At 60.8% G+C, this 17462-nt stretch carries 18 protein-coding genes; 12 read left to right on the top strand and 6 right to left on the bottom strand.

Going from position 1 to position 17462, the window contains the following annotated elements; all coding sequences use genetic code 11:
- The first annotated feature begins 161 nt into the window (after positions 1–161).
- The 6 genes from QMB98_RS06105 (at position 162) to QMB98_RS06080 (ending at position 6834) form a co-directional block, all read left to right on the top strand.
- The gene (locus QMB98_RS06105; RefSeq protein WP_371684794.1) at positions 162–1235 is read left to right on the top strand and encodes a PfkB family carbohydrate kinase; all 1074 of its coding nucleotides are present in this window, start codon (positions 162–164) and stop codon (positions 1233–1235) included.
- 249 nt (positions 1236–1484) lie between these two features.
- Entirely contained in the window at positions 1485–2399 is a 915-nt protein-coding gene (larE, locus tag QMB98_RS06100) for an ATP-dependent sacrificial sulfur transferase LarE (protein ID WP_371684793.1), read from the top strand.
- Entirely contained in the window at positions 2396–3082 is a 687-nt protein-coding gene (larB, locus tag QMB98_RS06095; protein WP_371684792.1) for a nickel pincer cofactor biosynthesis protein LarB, read from the top strand. The genes larE and larB overlap by 4 nt, the downstream gene beginning before the upstream one ends.
- The gene (locus tag QMB98_RS06090) at positions 3075–4130 is read left to right on the top strand and encodes a LacI family DNA-binding transcriptional regulator (protein ID WP_371684791.1); all 1056 of its coding nucleotides are present in this window, start codon (positions 3075–3077) and stop codon (positions 4128–4130) included. The genes larB and QMB98_RS06090 overlap by 8 nt, the downstream gene beginning before the upstream one ends.
- A complete protein-coding gene (gene uxaC / locus QMB98_RS06085) occupies positions 4130–5566 on the top strand; it encodes a glucuronate isomerase (protein WP_371684790.1) in 1437 nt (478 codons plus the stop codon). Before QMB98_RS06090 ends, uxaC begins: the two co-directional genes overlap by 1 nt.
- Positions 5563–6834: a mannitol dehydrogenase family protein gene (locus QMB98_RS06080; RefSeq protein ID WP_371684789.1), complete on the top strand. Its 1272-nt coding sequence runs from the start codon at positions 5563–5565 to the stop codon at positions 6832–6834. Before uxaC ends, QMB98_RS06080 begins: the two co-directional genes overlap by 4 nt.
- Positions 6835–7102: 268 nt before the next feature.
- Here the strand turns inward: QMB98_RS06080 and QMB98_RS06075 are convergent, their stop codons facing one another.
- Positions 7103–7654: an NUDIX hydrolase gene (locus QMB98_RS06075; RefSeq protein ID WP_371684788.1), complete on the bottom strand. Its 552-nt coding sequence runs from the start codon at positions 7652–7654 to the stop codon at positions 7103–7105.
- A 279-nt stretch (positions 7655–7933) separates the two neighbouring features.
- Here QMB98_RS06075 and QMB98_RS06070 point away from each other — a divergent pair, with 279 nt between their 5' ends.
- Genes QMB98_RS06070 through QMB98_RS06055 form a run of 4 tightly spaced genes read left to right on the top strand, consistent with a single transcriptional unit; the run spans position 7934 to position 10449 of the window.
- Positions 7934–8308, top strand: a complete 375-nt coding sequence (locus tag QMB98_RS06070) for a GntR family transcriptional regulator (RefSeq protein ID WP_371684795.1) — start codon at positions 7934–7936, stop codon at positions 8306–8308.
- Positions 8305–9033, top strand: a complete 729-nt coding sequence (locus QMB98_RS06065; RefSeq protein ID WP_371684787.1) for an ATP-binding cassette domain-containing protein — start codon at positions 8305–8307, stop codon at positions 9031–9033. The genes QMB98_RS06070 and QMB98_RS06065 overlap by 4 nt, the downstream gene beginning before the upstream one ends.
- Positions 9030–9743, top strand: coding sequence for a hypothetical protein (locus tag QMB98_RS06060; RefSeq protein ID WP_371684786.1), 714 nt, complete (start codon positions 9030–9032; stop codon positions 9741–9743). Before QMB98_RS06065 ends, QMB98_RS06060 begins: the two co-directional genes overlap by 4 nt.
- Positions 9744–9753: 10 nt before the next feature.
- Positions 9754–10449, top strand: a complete 696-nt coding sequence (locus QMB98_RS06055; protein WP_371684785.1) for a hypothetical protein — start codon at positions 9754–9756, stop codon at positions 10447–10449.
- 263 nt (positions 10450–10712) lie between these two features.
- Here the strand turns inward: QMB98_RS06055 and QMB98_RS06050 are convergent, their stop codons facing one another.
- The 4 genes from QMB98_RS06050 to QMB98_RS06035 all read right to left on the bottom strand — a co-directional run bounded on the left by QMB98_RS06050 (position 10713) and on the right by QMB98_RS06035 (position 14576).
- Positions 10713–11729, bottom strand: a complete 1017-nt coding sequence (locus QMB98_RS06050) for a hypothetical protein (protein WP_371684784.1) — start codon at positions 11727–11729, stop codon at positions 10713–10715.
- Between the two features lie 164 nt (positions 11730–11893).
- Positions 11894–12511, bottom strand: coding sequence for a GyrI-like domain-containing protein (locus QMB98_RS06045; protein ID WP_371684783.1), 618 nt, complete (start codon positions 12509–12511; stop codon positions 11894–11896).
- A gap of 260 nt (positions 12512–12771) precedes the next feature.
- Positions 12772–13470: an ABC transporter ATP-binding protein gene (locus tag QMB98_RS06040; RefSeq protein WP_371684782.1), complete on the bottom strand. Its 699-nt coding sequence runs from the start codon at positions 13468–13470 to the stop codon at positions 12772–12774.
- Complete coding sequence (locus QMB98_RS06035; RefSeq protein WP_371684781.1) at positions 13467–14576, bottom strand: ABC transporter permease; 1110 nt, start codon at positions 14574–14576, stop codon at positions 13467–13469. Before QMB98_RS06035 ends, QMB98_RS06040 begins: the two co-directional genes overlap by 4 nt.
- A 147-nt stretch (positions 14577–14723) precedes the next feature.
- Here QMB98_RS06035 and QMB98_RS06030 point away from each other — a divergent pair, with 147 nt between their 5' ends.
- Positions 14724–15953: a sensor histidine kinase gene (locus QMB98_RS06030; protein ID WP_371684780.1), complete on the top strand. Its 1230-nt coding sequence runs from the start codon at positions 14724–14726 to the stop codon at positions 15951–15953.
- Complete coding sequence (locus QMB98_RS06025; RefSeq protein WP_371684779.1) at positions 15950–16570, top strand: response regulator; 621 nt, start codon at positions 15950–15952, stop codon at positions 16568–16570. Before QMB98_RS06030 ends, QMB98_RS06025 begins: the two co-directional genes overlap by 4 nt.
- Positions 16571–16684: 114 nt before the next feature.
- Here the strand turns inward: QMB98_RS06025 and QMB98_RS06020 are convergent, their stop codons facing one another.
- Positions 16685–17260 (bottom strand): NADPH-dependent F420 reductase, encoded by a 576-nt coding sequence (locus QMB98_RS06020; RefSeq protein WP_371684778.1) that lies wholly within the window; start codon positions 17258–17260, stop codon positions 16685–16687.
- Between the last annotated feature and the right edge of the window lie 202 nt (positions 17261–17462).

The raw sequence follows: 17462 nt of genomic DNA, 5'->3' as shown, positions 1-17462 counted from the left end.
CCATCCCCAACTTCGAAATCAAAGAAAACCTGCCAACTACTTGACGCGGGACATTCCGACACATCGTTGAACACTGTTGACCATCAGTACGGATCCGAATACGACACAACTACTCAAACTCATCATCAAACTCATCATCAAACTCAGAGACGAGGAATTTAATGCAACTCCGTGAAGATGCTCGCTGGTCCATGGTTGTCCCCACTTCCATTGGTGTTCGCATCACTCCAGAGGGACGCCAGCCAGTCCACACATCCGACCGCTTCATCATGCACGCAACGTCCGCAGAGACCAATGTTGCCTCCGTATCTTCCTACCTCGGTGAACCCACCAAGGTGCTGACCAACTTCGTCGAGGGCTCCCCCATCTCCCTCCTCATCAAGTCCGACCTCAAGCGCCGTGGCATGGCCTTCGAAGGCCCAGACGTGCCCCAGGGCGATGCGTGGGGATACCGTCACCAGTTCAACGTTGCCGACTCCGGTTTCGGCGGTCGCGCACCCCGCGTCTGGAACGATCGTTCCGGCGAGGTCGGCCTCGAGCTTGACGTCAATGATTTCGATCTCGACCGCCTCTTCAAGGACGAGGGCGTCAAGATCCTCCACCTCTCCGGACTCGTCGCAGCCCTCTCCCCCAAGACCTCCGCTTTCTGCGTTGAAGTTGCGAAGAAGGCAAAGGAGCACGGCACCGCCATATCCTTCGACCTCAACTACCGCGCCACCTTCTGGAAGGGCCACGAAGAGGAACTCTCCAAGGCGTTCCACGAGATCGCGCAGCTCTGCGACATCCTCTACGGCAACGAGGAGGACTTCCAGCTATGCCTCGGCATCCAGGGACCCGAGGCTGGCGGCGAGGACATCGACGCCGAGATCGAGGGCTTCAAGGAGATGATCGGACGCATCCAGGAGGCATACCCCGATGCAAAGTACATCGGCACCTCCCTGCGCGAGGTTGTGTCCGCCAACCACCACAAGTGGGGCATGATTCTGTGGGGCGAGGGAGAGTTCAACGTTGCGCCGCTGCGCGACATCGACGTCCTTGACCGCATCGGCGGTGGCGACGGCTCCATCGGCGGCGTCCTCTACGGCATCCTCCAGGGCTGGGAGCCCGAGAAGTGCATGCAATTCGGGTGGGCAACGGGCGCGCTCGCGGCCACCTCGCTCACCGACTACGGAGCACCCGCCGACGAGGCGCAGGTCTGGGCCATCTGGTCCGGCAACGCCCGCGTCCAGCGCTAGGTAGATCCCACCCCGCACGGCAACGGCAACCGGACGAGGTGGGGAATGGCGGGTGAGTGACAAGTGGTTGCCACTCACCCGGGCCCACCATTTCGCCGATCCTTCGGCTTTCGCATGTGAGTTCCATGCAACTTCTGGCAATGTTGCCACCAGGTCGCCACCGACTGCTGGAATACTCACATCACGTGCAAGGGAGCGCAATGACTCACATTTTGGCTAACCACGGCCGCGAAGGAGCGGAAATGGGGGTTGCAGCATGACTCTGACACACTATCCCCCGCCGCCATTGACCTGACCAGGCCGCTACCGGACCGTCTTGAGGAACTCGCGGCTCACGTCGGTTGTGAGGTTGTCGAGGCATTGGGGAACGTATCCCGACCCCGCATCGGCATCGCCTACTCCGGCGGCGTCGACTCGGCGGTCCTTGGAGCGCTCGTGGCGCGCGCAGTCGGAACAGAACGCACGGTCCTGCTTCTTGGCGTTTCGCCCTCGCTCGCGGCACGCGAGCGCACCCTCGCCCACCGTCAGGCGGAACAGCTCGGGCTCGTGGTTGAGGAGATCGAGAGGCACGAGATCACGAACGATGACTACCGGAAGAACGACGTCGATCGCTGTTACTTCTGCAAGGATGAGCTCTTCACCCAGTTCGATGATCACGCAGCCGAGGATCACGACCTTGGTGTCATCGCCTACGGCGAGAATGCGGATGATTCGAAGCGCCCTGATCGTCCCGGCGGTAGGGCCGCACGCGAGCATTCCGTGCTTTACCCGCTCGCAACCGCGAGCATCACCAGGGCGCAGGTGCGTGAGATCGCTTCGACCCTTGGGTTGAGTTCGGCTCTGAAGCCCGCGGCTCCCTGTCTGGCCTCCCGGATTCCGCACGGCCAGGAAGTGATCGCGGAGAAGCTCCGCGCGATCGATGTGGCGGAGGACGTTGTGTTGGCTGCAGGGTTTACCGACTGCCAGGTCCGCCACCACGGCACCGTCGCCCGCATCGAGGTCCCCAGCGACGAGATCGGAAGGATTGCGGACGATGAGCTTCGCCTCGATGTCCTCAAGGGCGTCAAGGCTGCAGGATTCAACCACGTGACTTTCGATCTGCACGGCATCCAGTCCGGGGCCTTCACCATGCAGAGCCTGTCCCGCAGGCCGGAGGGAGCATGAGCGAGGTGGCAAACCTGGACTTCGAGCGCTACAACCGCCGCGGCTACCCCGAGGCCGTTCTCGCCGAGGGCAAGTCCCTTGAGCAGTGCGTCGAGATCGCACGCAGGTGGAAGACCAAGTCCGGTGAGGGACACGATCTCGGAACCGTTCTCTTCACCCGCATGACACCCGAGAAGGCCGAGGCAGTCAAGGACGTCCTGCCCGGTGCAAATTGGCACGAGACTGCGCGGATCCTTGCGTGGCCCGGGGAGTTTCCCGAGGCCGTCGGGGACAGCGTTATCGTTGCATGCGCCGGCACATCCGATTTGCCGGTCGCTCAGGAGGCCGCACTCACGGCGCGCTACCTGGGACGGAACGTCACGGAAATCGTCGACGTTGGCGTGGCGGGACTTGATCGCATCCTTGCCCACCGGGACACCCTGCGGAAGGCACGGGTCATCGTTGTCGTGGCCGGCATGGAAGGGGCCCTCGCGTCGGTCGTTGCGGGACTCGTGACGTGCCCCGTTGTGGCGGTTCCGACCTCTGTTGGGTACGGTGCGTCGTTTGGTGGAGTGGCAGCCCTTCTGGGAATGCTGAACTCCTGCTCCCCCGGTGTCTCTGTCGTCAACATCGACAACGGCTATGGCGCTGGACATCTGGCCGCACAGATCGCGGCACCGAGGGGAGACGAAATTGATGGATGACACCTTGAGCCACGAGCCCTCAGAGCCGCGTAAGCGGGTCACGATCTACGACGTGGCCAAGGAAGCAGGGGTCGCACCCTCGACGGTGTCCCGTGCCTTCTCCCGTCCCGGCCGCGTCAACGCTGAGACCTCGAAGAAGATCTACGAGGTGGCCGAGGAGCTCGGGTATCGCTCCCAGTCCCCCGCCCGCCTCGACACGGGCAAGGCCTCGAAGATCCTCGCCTTCGTCGTGTCTGACATCAACAACCCGTTCCTCACCCACATCATGCGGGGCTTCCAGCAGGAGGCGAGCATGCAGGGGTACACGACGCTCCTCATCGACTCTCAGGAGTCCGATACTGCTGAACGACAGTCGATCGAACGCATCCTTCATCTCGTCGATGGCGTCGTCCTCACGTCGTCTCGCATGAGTGACTCGACGATCAACCAGATCGTCAAGGTCCGCCCCGTTGTCGCCATCAACCGCGATGTTCGCGGCGTGCCATCGATCCTGCCCGACACGGATCGCGGCATCAGGCAGGCCGTGGAGCTGCTCGCCAGCCACAACCATCGCCGCCTCATGTACCTGGCGGGCCCGGAATCCTCGTGGGCCGATGGGGTGCGCTGGCGCGCGCTGACCGAGTCCTGCGAGGAGGTCGACATTTCCCTCCGCAGGACGGGACCCTACCCACCATCCCTCACGGGTGGCATGTCGGCCGCCAAGGTCTGGATCCGCCAGCAGTACTCCGCGGTCATGGCCTACAACGACCTGCTCGCCATCGGTTTCATGAAGGCCGTTCAGAACGCCGGATTCAATGTTCCCGGTGACGTGTCCGTGGTCGGCATGGACAACACGATCACGACGGCGCTCACGACCCCGACCCTCACCACTGTCGCAACCCCACCGAACATGCTGGGTGTGCGGGCCGCCCGCACCCTCATCTACCAACTTCAGAACCGATCGAAGCAGGCACCCAAGACGGTTGTCGTGCCGATGAACGTCTTTCTCCGGGAAAGCGTCGGACCGGTTCCCCACTCGAAACCAACACCACCAATGAAGGAACAGTGATGACGACGCAGAATTCATCCCGGGCTCCGCTCGAGCTCAATCCCGACCGGCTGTTCCCAGCCGATCCCAGAACCCGCGATATTACTCGCGAAATCTACCAGCAGATTGCCGATCTGCCCATCATTTCCCCGCACGGACACGTGCCCGTTGAGTGGCTTGCGGACGACTTTCCGTTCTCCGACCCCACGAGCCTGCTTCTGACCCCGGATCACTACACGAACCGGATGCTGCACGGAGCCGGCGGAGTCGACCTCGCCGACCTCGGCGTTCCCGTCGGCACCGACCTGACCGAGGAGCAGGCCCGCAACGCGTTCCGCAAGCTCTGTGAGAACTGGAAGTACTTCCGCGGCACCCCGGTCCGGTACTGGTTTGAGCAGGAGTTCTACGACCTGTTCGACGTTCGTGTTCGACCCAGCGCAGAGACCGCTGACGAGATCTACGACCAGATCGCGGGCAAGCTCGCCACCCCCGAGTTCCGCCCCCGCGCCCTCTACGAGCGCTTCAACATCGCCGCCATCGCCACCACGGACGATCCCTGCTCGGATCTGTCGGGTCACGCGAAGCTCATTGCCGATCCAACCTGGAACTCGACCGTGGCTCCGACGTTCCGTCCCGATGCGTACCTCGAGCCGGGCCGCCCGAACTGGAATGAGCTGACCGACAGGCTCGGAGAGGTCACGGGTGTCAACGTCGACACCTACGCGGGCAACGTCGCGGCCATGAGGACCCGCCGCCAGTACTTCAAGGACCACGGCGCGGTCTCCTCCGACCATTCGCACGCCGATGCTGGCACGGCACGCCTATCCGATGCTAGGGCAGAGACCCTGTACGCGCAGGCACGCACGGGCACGATCGAGCAGGCGGACGCTGATCGGTTGCGCCGCCACATGATCAACGATCAGGCCAAGCTCGCCACCGAGGACGGTCTCGTCATGACCCTCCACCCGGGCGTGTACCGCAACCACGACACGAAGGCGCAGGCGAAGTTCGGTGCCGACGTCGGTGGCGACGTTCCCTACGCCATCCAGTTCACGAAGGACCTCCAGCCCCTTCTCGACGCGTACGGCAACGTGGACGGCTTCCACCTCGTCATCTTCACCATGGACGAGACGGTCTACTCCCGTGAGCTGGCGCCGCTGGCAGGCTACTACCGCTCCGTCTACGTCGGCGCGCCCTGGTGGTTCATTGACGAGGTCGATGCGATCATGCGCTACCGCCGCTCCGTCACGGGATACGCAGGGTTCTACAAGACCTCGGGCTTCATCGACGACACCCGCGCGTTCTGCTCGATCCCGGCACGTCACGACCTGTCCCGCCGCGTCGACTCCGCCTTCCTCGGCAACCTTGTCGCGGAGCACCGCCTCGACCTCGATGAGGCCTTCGAGACCGCCATCGATCTTGTTTCCACCCAGCCGCGAAAGGTTTTCAAGCTATGAACACCCAACTGACACGAGAGAACTATGGCAGGCCGGCCGCGCCGGTCAAGATCCTCCACGTGGGCCTCGGTAACTTCACGAGGGCGCACCAGGCCTGGTACACGGAACACGCGGAGGATGCGGACCAGTGGGGCATCGCCGCCTTCACGGGACGCAGGCCGCTGATGGCGGAGCTGCTGACCCCGCAGGACGGTCTCTACACCCTCATCACCAAGGAGGCCGCCGGCAACACCTACGAGGTCATCTCCTCCGTGACCGCCGTCCATTCCGCCTCCGACTTCGAGTCGTTCGTCGAGTACTTCCGTTCCCCGGAACTCTCGATCGTAACATCGACCGTGACCGAGGTCGGCTACTGCCGCCGCCCCGATGGCTCACTCGACCTGGAGGACGACTCGGTCGCGAGCGACCTCGAGACCCTTCGGGGTACGGACGTGAGCGAGCTCGGTTCCGTGGAACTGGCAACCGCACCCGCGAAGATCCTGGCCGGCCTGCTGGCACGCCGTGCGGCAGGAAGCGGCGTTCTCACGATCCTGCCGTGCGACAACCTGCCCGACAACGGTGCCGCCTTCTCGAAGGTTGTGTCCGATGCTGCTCGCGAGGTTGACGAGTCGCTTCTGGAGTGCATGGGTGAGAACGTTTCGTGGGCCACCTGCATGGTCGACCGCATCACCCCCGCGACCTCCGACGAGGACAAGGCGGGGGCTGAGAAGGCACAGGGCTACACCGACAACTCCCCCGTACCAACGGAGCCCTTCTCCGAGTGGGTCATCTCCGGTGACTTCCCGGCGGGCCGCCCGAACTGGGAGTCCGCGGGAGCCCAGATCGTTGAGGACGTGGAACCGTACGAGCAGCGCAAGCTGTGGATGCTGAATGGCTCCCACTCCCTCATGGCCTACGCGGCACCGATCCTCAGACACGAGACTGTGGCCGATGCGATTGGTGACCCGGTTGTTCGCGGCTGGGTTGAAAACTGGTGGAAGGAAGCCGGTGCCGGCCTCTCGGTCGAGTGGGAGGACTACGCCAAGGCGCTCCTCGCACGCTACGAGAACCCGAACATCCGCCACCTGCTCGCCCAGATCGCGCACGACGGATCCCAGAAGATCCCAGTTCGCATCGCCCCACGCTCATCAACCAACGGAAGGCCTGCTACCTCCCCGCCTCCGCCATCAAGGCGGTTGCGGCGTGGCTCCTGCACCTGCTCGGCAACGGCGCACCCGTTGCCGACAAGAACGCAGACAAGGTCAGCTCAAGGCTTGGTGGAGACATGAGTGAGAACGCATCCGTTGTTCTCGACTACGTGGCACCCGAGCTCAGTGGCGACAGCGAACTCATCTCCGCCATCGTCGACGCAACGGAGGAGATCCTCGCGCGCCGCAAGTAGGAGATCGCAGGTTCTCGGCGAGATTGACAACGCACGAGCTACCGAACGTTCATCAAGCAGTACTGCGTGAACATCAAGCAGTTGAGTAAAGGAATCGGCGGGACACCACGTCCCGCCGATTCTGTGTCTACTGAGCTAGTGGTCACGATGGCTACTCATCGCGATTGCTGGAGTTTCAGGGCCGACAATGCGTGTTCGATGCGCTTTGGCAGGTCCCGGGTGATTCCGGCGGGAAGATCATCGATGGGCCACCAGGCAACGTTCTCGCTCTCGTCAGAGACGACGTAGTCGGTGTCACCGTCGACGAGGGCTACGTAGCCGACGTCCCAGTGCGCCGCACAGGAGAAACCGCCATGCAGTTCGTGCATGTTGAGATCGACAATGCTGCCGGTGAGGGAGAGCCCATCGATCCCGCTTTCCTCGGTGGCCTCGCGCAGGGCTGCGCTGGGAAGGTCGCGATCTTCCTCTTCGAGGTGCCCACCGAACTGGACCCAGAACTGGCCCTTCTTGTGGAACGTGAGAAGCACCTTGGTGAGGTCCGTGGAAAAGACGAAGCAGGAGGCGGTGATGTGCTGGGAATCGAGAGGCTTCCACAGCATCTTCTCCCCGAGGTCCTCGACACGTTCGAGATATGAAGCCTTGGCTGTTTTCTGATCCTCTTGAGGAGGGTCGTAGTTGCGCAGGCTTTCAATGACAGATTCAAGCATTCGATCATCCTACTCGGTGCTTGTCACGAACCTGGGTAGCGAACCTTAGTCATGAACTTCCCTTTCAGCTCGCGGGTCGCGACACGCCAAATCCAGGATCCCTTGACGCCACTCGCGCACTCATTGAGCTGGACTCTGGTGGGTACTTTTAGGCGGGAAATCAACGTTTTGTGGAGCTGACATGGATGCGTTCCGGAGCGACTCGTCCCGAGATGATGACAACAGCCATTGACAGCGCGTTGGTTCTTTGGTTAATTAGTCATGCAACTAACCAAGGAGGTGGTCATGGACTTCTCGTCTCAGACTCCCATCTACATCCAGATTGCGGATGATATCCGGCAGCGTGTTGTTGCCGGAGAACTCAAGGCAGGTGACCAGCTCATGTCCACGACTCAGTACTCGACCACGTATCGCATCAATCCCGCGACCGCCAATAAGGCGTTCAACATCCTGGTGGAGGAAGGGATTGTCGAGAAACGCAGGGGCATCGGAATGTTCATCACTCCGAATGCTCACGAGGAGCTCACGCAGGCTGGTCGTGCATCTTTCCGGGAGGACACCCTCGCTCCCGCCATCCGGGCCGGCCGAGCTCTTGGCCTATCCCCCACAGACATCCTCACCCTTGTGACCACGATCCTGAAGGACGAATCATGACGTACGCAATTTCCATGACCGACGTGTCCTACTCCTACGGGAAGAAGCAGGCATTGAAGAACATCTCGGCCGAGATTCCAGCTGGAACAATCACGGGACTGCTCGGACGCAACGGTTCGGGCAAGTCCACTCTCGCCATGCTGCTCTCGGGTCAGATGAAGGCGGGTGGCAGGCTGACCGTGGGTGGACGGAGTCCGTGGGAGGATCCCGAGATCATGCCGAACACGGTCCTCGTGTCCGATTCGACCTCGATCTTCATTGACTCAAGGCTCAAGAGAACCGCGGAACTGTGGAGCCTTGTACGACTGAACTGGGACGCCGATCTCTACGGGGATCTCATGACCATGTGGGGGCTGAGCGAGAAGGAGAACTACTCGTCCCTGTCCCGCGGTCAGCAGTCCGCGTTCACGGCAGCACTGGGTCTCGCATCCCGCGCGGACCTCACGATCTTCGATGAGGTGCACTTGGGCATGGACGTGGTGGTACGGCAGGAGTTCTACGACACGATGCTTGAGGAGTTTGCCAGCCACCCTCGCACGATCATCCTCTCCTCCCATCTCGTCGGCGAGATCGAGAACATCATCGAGGACGTGCTCATCATTGATCGGGGCGAGCTCGTTGCTTCCGGCAATGCGGATGAGCTCCGCATCAAGCACGGCACGGACGGTAAGCAGGCAACGCTGACCGATGTTCTCATCGGCCTGACCAAGAGGAGCATGCCATGACACACGTCGCGATCTATCGCAGGATGTCACGGTTCGACACGCGAAGCTTCGTCTGGACCACGGTCACGATCACGGTGGTCGTTGCGGCGCTCTTCATCGCCATCACGTTCATTCCACAGGGCTGGATCAATACGTTCCTCGCGGAAAACGAGGTCGGCTACTTCTGGCTCGACCAGGCAGAAGGCCTGCGCTACGTGCCGCTCACGCTCGGTCTCATGCCGACCTTCGCCTTCGTCAACATGGTTGTCGGCATCGTGACGGCAGCGGAAACGCTCTCCTACGTGGGAGCAGGGGTCACGCGACAGGCATCCTGGTTGGATGATCGGCGCACGAACGTCGTCATGGCCGCGTGCCTGTGGCTCATCGCCATCGCCGGTTTTCTCGTCGCGATTCTGCTGGATGGGGGGATGGCGGGACTGAGCCTTGCTCAGGTGGTCTGGTGGGCACTGGGCACGTTCGCTTCTTTCCTGGTTGGCTACGAGGTCGGCTACTTCGCCTGCATGCTCTACGTCCGCCACCACTGGATCCCAGCATCCGTCGCGATCATCGCCTACGTTGCGCTCGTGATTGGTGTGCTCGCACTGCAGGACAACGAGGCACCCGGATCGTGGAACGCCATCACCTGGCTCGCCACCGTAGCCGCCCTCATCTTCACCGTTGTTGCCGCGCACCGCATGGTGACGACGCTACCCGGCCGCCGAAACCACTAAACACAACTCGATGAATACTCACGCACGACTTTCGGATGCGATCGATAAGGCAGAGGGCAAGGCCGTCATCCCGATGCTCGGATGGATTGTCGCGGTCCTCGCCATCGCCATCCTCTCGGTCGAGACCCTGCCCTTCAACGTCCTCGGCGCAAACCAGGACAACTTCCTCCCGAATATCCTCAAGGTCAGTTCTGATCTGGAATACCTGGGCGTGGCCGCGTGGGCGATTGGGGCGGGAGCAATCTTCGTTCTCGTGGTCGGTATCGTGACTGCCACGGAGTTCCGTTCCTACCTCGGTGCGGGCATCACCCGCACCGCTCTCTGGTCGAATGCTCGCAAGTCTGCGATCGGCTTCTCGTTCCTCCTGACGCTCGTCATCTCCGTGACGCTCGCACTGACACTAGCACTGGACGGCGCCTTTGGTGAGCCAGTTTGGTGGCGGACGGCCTTGCTGCTCCTGGCAGTGTTCGCTGGGTACTGGGCGCTCCACGAGTTCGGCTACTACCAGGGCTTCATGTGGGTAAGGTTCGGACTGATTCCCGGTCTGCTCACAACGATCCCGATCACAATTTTCACTGTTTTGATGGTGAATCTTGTGATCCGCGGACACTACTGGGCCTTCGCTGGAATCGCCGTCGTTCTCCTCATTAACCTCATTGGCATCTACAGGGCGGCTCTTACTTTGCCGATGAGACGAAACAGCTAAGGAAGCGGCAGAGGAAACCGAAAGTAACCAACCCTAAACGCATCGAAAGCGGACGCGACTGAAGGACTTCCCATATGAAAATGAGTGACTCCCCGACTGAAGGGTCGGGGAGTCACTCGATGCGAGGGCCTAGTTGGAGTGACGACCCTCTTGTAGCTGAGCAGTGAAGGCACCCAGTCGTGGCTACGTCCTCCGATCGCCATTCCAAGCGACAACCACATACTCAAAGCAGAATGGCCTTCGCTACATTCGGATAGCTTCCCTTACACGACGGGACGCGTCATGAGCGTGATCATAGAAAGCGAGCCGCCCTCGAACTCGAGGTGGCAGACCCTTCCGGCAACCTTGTAGAGCAACCACTGGCCTCCCTGCTCTGCCGGCTCGCCAAGAAGATTGAGTACCTCGCTCATTGTTGCTGTCTCGTCGAGACCGTTAATGAGGCTTTGTGGCCTGGGGTAGGAAGCCAACTCAATCCACACGGTATCTAGCCCATGGCGGTCACGTTCGGTCTCGATCCCGACCTTGTCTAGCTGTTTGGCTGACTTGCTGAGGCTGTCCTTCAGCTCGACTCCGACGATGGCGGAGAAGCGCGCCACAAGCTCCGGACCGTCTTGCGTACCAAGCAGTGGCAGCAGCAAGGCAACGTCGCCGGTGAAATCGGCATAGGCAACGGCGTCGCCACCAACCGTGTCGGAATCCACCGCCTGGGAATCATCCTCGACGCAAAGTGACGCATCCAGCCACGCGGAGAATCGATCGTCACCCACGGAGGGCCATGATTCGGGCACAGAAACGTGGTACTTTTCTTCAACCCAGGCGCGGAAACCGGAAAGAGCGTCGACCGACTCCTCCTCAGCGGGCGGAACTCCAAGGAAGAACGGTTGGAGTTCGTCGTACCCAATAGCCACGAGTTTGAGGAAATCGAGTGCGCTTTCTGCGACAACGCAGCCAGAGCCGTCTGACGTCAAGAGGACAACGCGAACCTGTTCGTCTTCTTCGCGCCACAGCGCGGCGAAAGATCCGTCGCCCGCGACTTGTGCAATTGGGAGGAGTGCGTCGTGGCCGGGAGTTTCTTCCTCGAACCAGCCTTCAAGGCTCACCTTCGACATAAAGATTGGGCCGAGCACGTCGTCGCCAGGGTATGGGAGCAGGAGGTAGCCGGATTCGGAGTCAGAGCCGTAGCCCTCCCCCTCCATCCATTCCCACGCCTCATCGAGCTCGTTCGGGAGCGTGGCCCAATCGGGACGCTGGACAAGCAGTTCATCTCGCATTCGTGACATGCCTCGAACATTACCCAGTCGAGAGCCAGCGCACGACGATCTAACTGGGTTGAAGTCACCTTGGCTACGCCATGATCGTCACGTATCAAATTCGGACAGGTTTGCCGACTGCCCGAGGAACGAGTCAGGGCTCGTGACAGCATCTCGCGTGGGCACGTGTGAGTCTACTGAGGTTGTTTGACCGGTTGTCGAAGGATTGTCTTGAGTTTCTCGGATGCCGTCCTCCTCGGGTCACCGAGGTAGATCTCGTGGTGCTTGCCAGCCAGCGTTAGGCCTTGGGAGTACGCGTGCTCATGCATGGCTGCGATGATCGGTCCCTCCTCATCGTATGGGCCGATGTGGAGAGTTTGGACGACGAGCCCCTGGCTCAAACCCACCATGCGAACATCCCCAATCCGCGGGGAGGCGTCCTTCTTGCTCATCGCCTTGGCTTGAGCCTGAGTGAACATGTCGGTGGTAATCCAGTGCGGAGTCATGATCATCATCGTCCACCGCCACTCGTCTTTCGAACGGCGAGAGGTAAAGGACTCCATGTCATCAGCACACCAGAGTCCCTCGAGCGGTGGAACAACATAGTCGCGATCGAGGTCCTTCTTGCTGGCAAACTTCATGCCATAGGCGATTGGGTACAGAGCACTCACCGCGTCCTGGTACTCGCGGGCAGTATTCGGATCCCCGGTTCCGTCGATCGTGAGGTAGGTCTGTTCTGGGATCTCGATCAGGTCAAAGACTCCCAACTTCGCCCGATAGTGGCCTTCCTTCTTCACATCGAACTTCGCCATGAGCCACTCCCCTAACTCCCTCGTCCATCGAATACCACGCACGACAAAGGTATGCCAATGAGCTGTCGACCTGACAGGTCTTGACGCCTCCGTTGCGATCAGCGTACGCGAAGATCCTCGTGTATGAGAGCGACCCTACAACAGAATTCCCGTACAACAGAGCGTTGGGCACATTGAGCGTCGAGAGTAGGCCGGGCCCGCCAGAAGGATGAGCCTGGCGCTTTCGTTTGGTTCGGGCGATGGTGGGCGATGCTGACAACCTAGGCCGCGACTGTTTCCCTGATCCTGCCGTCAACAACGGTCACGAGTTCATCGAAGGCGGCCTTGTGAATCAGGTCGTGAGTAACGAGTAGGGTGGCCGTCCCACGCTCGTGCGTCAGCCGCTCGATCAACTCAATGATTTCTGCACCGCGCTCCTGATCAAGCGCACTTGTCGGCTCGTCGATCAGGAGAACCTCGGGACTGCGGACGAGGGCGCGTGCGATGGCGACGCGCTGGCGTTCGCCTCCCGAGAGTTGGTGCGGCCTCTTGTCGGCTCTGGAAGTCAGTCCCACAGCCTCGAGTAGTTCACTCGCTTGCGAAGTAATTGTTGATCTGCGGGTCTTGGACGCTCCACCGAGGTGGGCCATGACTTCGATCTGCTCTCGTGCGGTGAGAGCCGGTAGCAGGTTCGACTGCTGAAAGACGATGCCGATGCGCTCGCGGCGCAGTTCTGTTGCCTCGGTCTTGCTCAGCTGTGCAGCATCGACGGTGTCGGTTCCCTCGCCGATCAGCACTCCCCCACTATCGGGTCTAATCAAGGAGGCCGCGATGGCAAGGAGCGAGGACTTGCCGGAGCCTGAGGGGCCGGTGATGCCCATGAGGGTCCCGTCCTCGCAGCGGAGCGACACGTTGTCGACGGCTGTGATCCGGCTATTCCCATCCGTGTACGTGAGTGTGACATTCTGCAGTTCGATCATCGGTTGCTCCCAAGTGCGGTTAGAGGGTCGGTTTTCGTGATGGTGCGCAGTGCGAAGGCCGCACCAGCAAGACCCAGGATCATGAGGATCAGGGCAGGTAGAAGTGTGGTTAACGGGCTGAGAAGGAACGGGAGAGCTTGACCGGCGAGAGTGCCGAATCCAGCGACAGCGAGAAGACCAACTCCGATGCCTGCTGTGAGCACGATGAATGCCTGCCCAAGGGCGTCCTTCACGAGAGATCCTGTTGTGGCACCCAGCGCCTTGAGAACGGCGATGTCTCCCTGCCTCTGCATGGTCCACACGGTGAAGAAGGCGCCAACAACGAGCGCGGAGATGCCGAACAGCATGCCAATCATGAGCCCAAGGGAGCCGATCTCCGACATGAATGCGTCAAGCGCCGTCAAGCTCGAGAGGATAGTCATGGCCTCCGTATCGGTCTGAGTTGCGACGGATTCCCAATCGGGATCACCGGTCACGGCCAGGACGGTTGGCTGTCCCGTGCCTCCCATGGCCTGATTCATTGAGCTCCACGCAGTCTCAGTGAGGACCACGACCGGAGTGTGGCTGTACCAGAGGTCTCCCCCAACCTCACTGACTGTGTACGTGGATCCTGAGATCGTGACCGAGTCACGGACCCCAACGCCAAGGTCCTCAGCAACTCCGCTGGACAGTCCTATCTCGTTGTCGGCTGAGGGAACGAGGTCGTGAAGTTCATTGTCTGAATACTCGGCTCCCTGTGCTCTCTGTTGGTTGCCGCTCGGCAGACCAAAGAGTGCCATGCCGGTCAGGTCCTCGCTACCAGCCTTGGCTCCACGTGACTGGGCGATGCCAATCGGTATCACCTCATCGACCCCGGAGGCGTTCTCCCACGTTGAAACAACATCGGTACTAATGGCAGAAGTAGAGAACGAGGGCGAGTCACTGGTGGGTTTCTGGAGAACGAGCCTGTCCCCGGGCAACTGAAGGACAGCGGAGATGTTCTGCCCCGCCAACCCGCCCGTCAGCCCCGAGAGGAAACCGACCAACAGAGTCATGAGGGCAACGACAGAACCGATGAGGAGGAACCTGCCGCGAGCAAACCTTAACTCTCGCCAAGCGACAAACATGAAAGACCTTTCCGTGGGCACAACCTGCGCCTCCACCCCATCAGTCTTTCGACCACGATCAGTTGATACATCGCCTAAAGAACTGGATTTGCGATCATCCTTTTGGTTGATTCGCCGTCACCCCGCCTGGCGTAGTCTGGTGCCGACATGCATCACTCGAATCTCGCCCCGGTCTTCACGGGGCTACGTTACGGCCTGCACACTCTCGTGCTGGGTCTGCTCATCTTTGCCATCGCCCAATCATTCATCGTTGATAGTGGCCTGAAATCGTGCGTCCTCTTCACTGGCGTCGCCTTCCTCGCAACCTACGCATCAGCGCCGCTCGTGGTGAGTAGAGCGGGAAACGGGACCAGCAAGACTGGAGATACAAGTGGGGCCGGGACCGCAACAAGCACGCCTGGGATCTGGTGGATTGTTGCACTCACGCTTGAGTGGGCACTCCTCACGTGGCTCAGTCCTGAGGCGGCGTTCATGGTCTTCCCCATGTTCTTCCTGTACATGCACGTCATCCCGGGCATTGGTGGCGCGATCGCCATCGTGCTCGCCACGATCTTCGCTATCGTCGCCCTTGGCCTCCACTCCAGCTTCACCATCGGAGGGGTCATCGGTCCCATCATCGGAGCGGGAGTCGCCCTCCTCATCGGGCTCGCCTATCGCGCCCTCCAACGCGAAGCCAAGGAACGCGAAGAGCTCCTCGCTGAACTCCTCATCACACGCAAGCAACTGGCGCAAACGGAACGAGAGCAGGGTGCGCTCGCGGAACGCGCAAGGCTCGCCCGCGACATCCACGACACGGTCGCTCAAGGGCTTTCCAGCATCCACATGCTCCTCACCGCCGCAGAGCGGGACAGTAAGGGCGAGGCGCTCAACTACATCACTCTTGCCAGGGATACGGCTGCCACGAGCCTCGCCGACACTCGGCACATCATTGCAGAACTCACCCCACCCCAGCTCAATAGTGGGCTTGCGCCAGCACTGCGCCGATTGGCCAAGGAACAATCCGATCGCAACGCATTCACCATTGACGTCGAGGCGGCTGAGGTGGTGTTGCCGATGGCGGAGCAGACGGCACTATTCCGCATCGCTCAGGGAGCGCTATCGAATGCGATCCAGCACTCGAACGGCAAGCGCGTCGCAATCTCCCTCGAACAAGCGGCAGAGAGCGTGGTGCTGAGGGTCGCGGACGATGGGATCGGGTTCGATCCTGACCTAGTTGGTGAAGGTTCACATGAGGGCAAGAGCCCGACGGGTTCCTTTGGTCTCACCGCCATCAGGCAACGCGTCGAGGAGTTCAATGGAACCCTCGAGATTGAGACAATTCCGGGGAGCGGAACGACCGTGACCGTTTCGCTCCCACATGGAGAGGTGGGGCCGTGATTCGGGTTGTTCTTGCCGATGATCATCCCGTTGTTCGGGCCGGCATCAGAGCCATGATTTCCGCGGATCCTGAGCTCACCATCGTTGGCGAAGCATCGGACACGGACCAGGCGATCTCCTTAGCGAGGGAACTCGTTCCCGATGTTGTTCTCATGGATCTTCAGTTTGGCACGGAACAAACGGGAGCCGACGCAACTAGGATCATCAAGCAGCAAAGCCCTGCACCTGCGGTCCTGGTGCTGACCAACTACGACACCGACGGGGACATTCTCAGTGCGGTCGAGGCGGGCGCCAGCGGTTACCTGCTGAAGGATGCTCCGCCGGAAGAACTCATCATAGCCATCAAGGCCGCCGCGGCCGGAGAGACCGCGCTCGCTCCCGCCATTGCGGGTCGCCTCATGGCCCGCATGCGATCCCCTCAAACCAGCCTGTCGAGCAGGGAGGCCGAGGTTCTTCAGCTCGTTGCCGATGGTGAGCCGAACACGAGCATCGCGAGGATTCTCCACATCAGCAACGCCACGGTCAAGACTCATCTCGTGCACATCTATTCCAAGCTCGGAGTGTCCTCGAGGACAGCCGCGGTCGCAACTGCTCGGGAGGCTGGACTGATCAGATAGTGGATCCCGGAGTGTTCGAGGTTCCCACTGCTTGGGAGTTCATGTTAGGTGGCTAAGCATGCTGAAAGGGCGAGACCAATTGGTCTCGCCCTTCCTTTGGATCCGCTGATCTGGTTACTTCACGATGCCGAAGCCGGAGGTCCAGGCAATCTGCTCGCTTGCCGCGAAGGTGATCTGAAGGAAACCAATGCCCTCCATCTCCCTCGCACGCTTGAGGGAACCTGCGTCGATGATGTTGGCGCCGCTTGCGGTCACAACGTCGGAGAGCTGCGCCTTGGCATCCTGGTCATCACCAGCAATGAGAACGCTGGTGGTGAGGTCGCCAACCTTGCCGGTAGCGAGAGTTGCACCGAAGTTCGTGTTGAAGGCCTTGAGGACGTTCGAGTTCGGGAGCTTGGCGGCAAGCTCAGCAGCCGCGGAGCTGTCGGCCGGGACAGTCAGGCCATCGAAGGTCTCGAAGTTGACGGGGTTGGTGATGTCAACGACGGTCTTGCCGGCGAGCTGTTCGCCGCGCTCAGCGACGATGGAGTCGAGGGAGGCGTAGGGAACTGCGAGTACGACGATATCGCCCTTAACCGGAACCGAAGCATCCTGGCGGGTGAGCTTCTGAACGGTGTGTCCGCCGCGCTCAACGAGTGCTGAGATGGCTTCGCCCATGTTGCCCATACCGATAATCGAAACGTTGGTCATGATGTGCTCTTTTCTGTGTGAGATGACAATTGTGGATTGCGATAATTGCTGATTGATAGGTGGTTCACGGCCGAACCGAACGGGATTCCGTGACCGGACCCGAAACGCTAGAAGGCGTAGGGGCCAAAACGCATGATCGCGACGAACAGCGAGAGTGCGAGAAGCACAACGTTCGTGACGACGGCCTGGTTCTCCTTGCGGC

The organism is Flaviflexus sp. (genome assembly GCF_041440645.1).
Classification (GTDB): Bacteria; Actinomycetota; Actinomycetes; order Actinomycetales; family Actinomycetaceae; genus Flaviflexus.
Note: the sequence above shows the minus strand (reverse complement) of the source record. Positions and strands in the feature narration are given on the sequence as shown.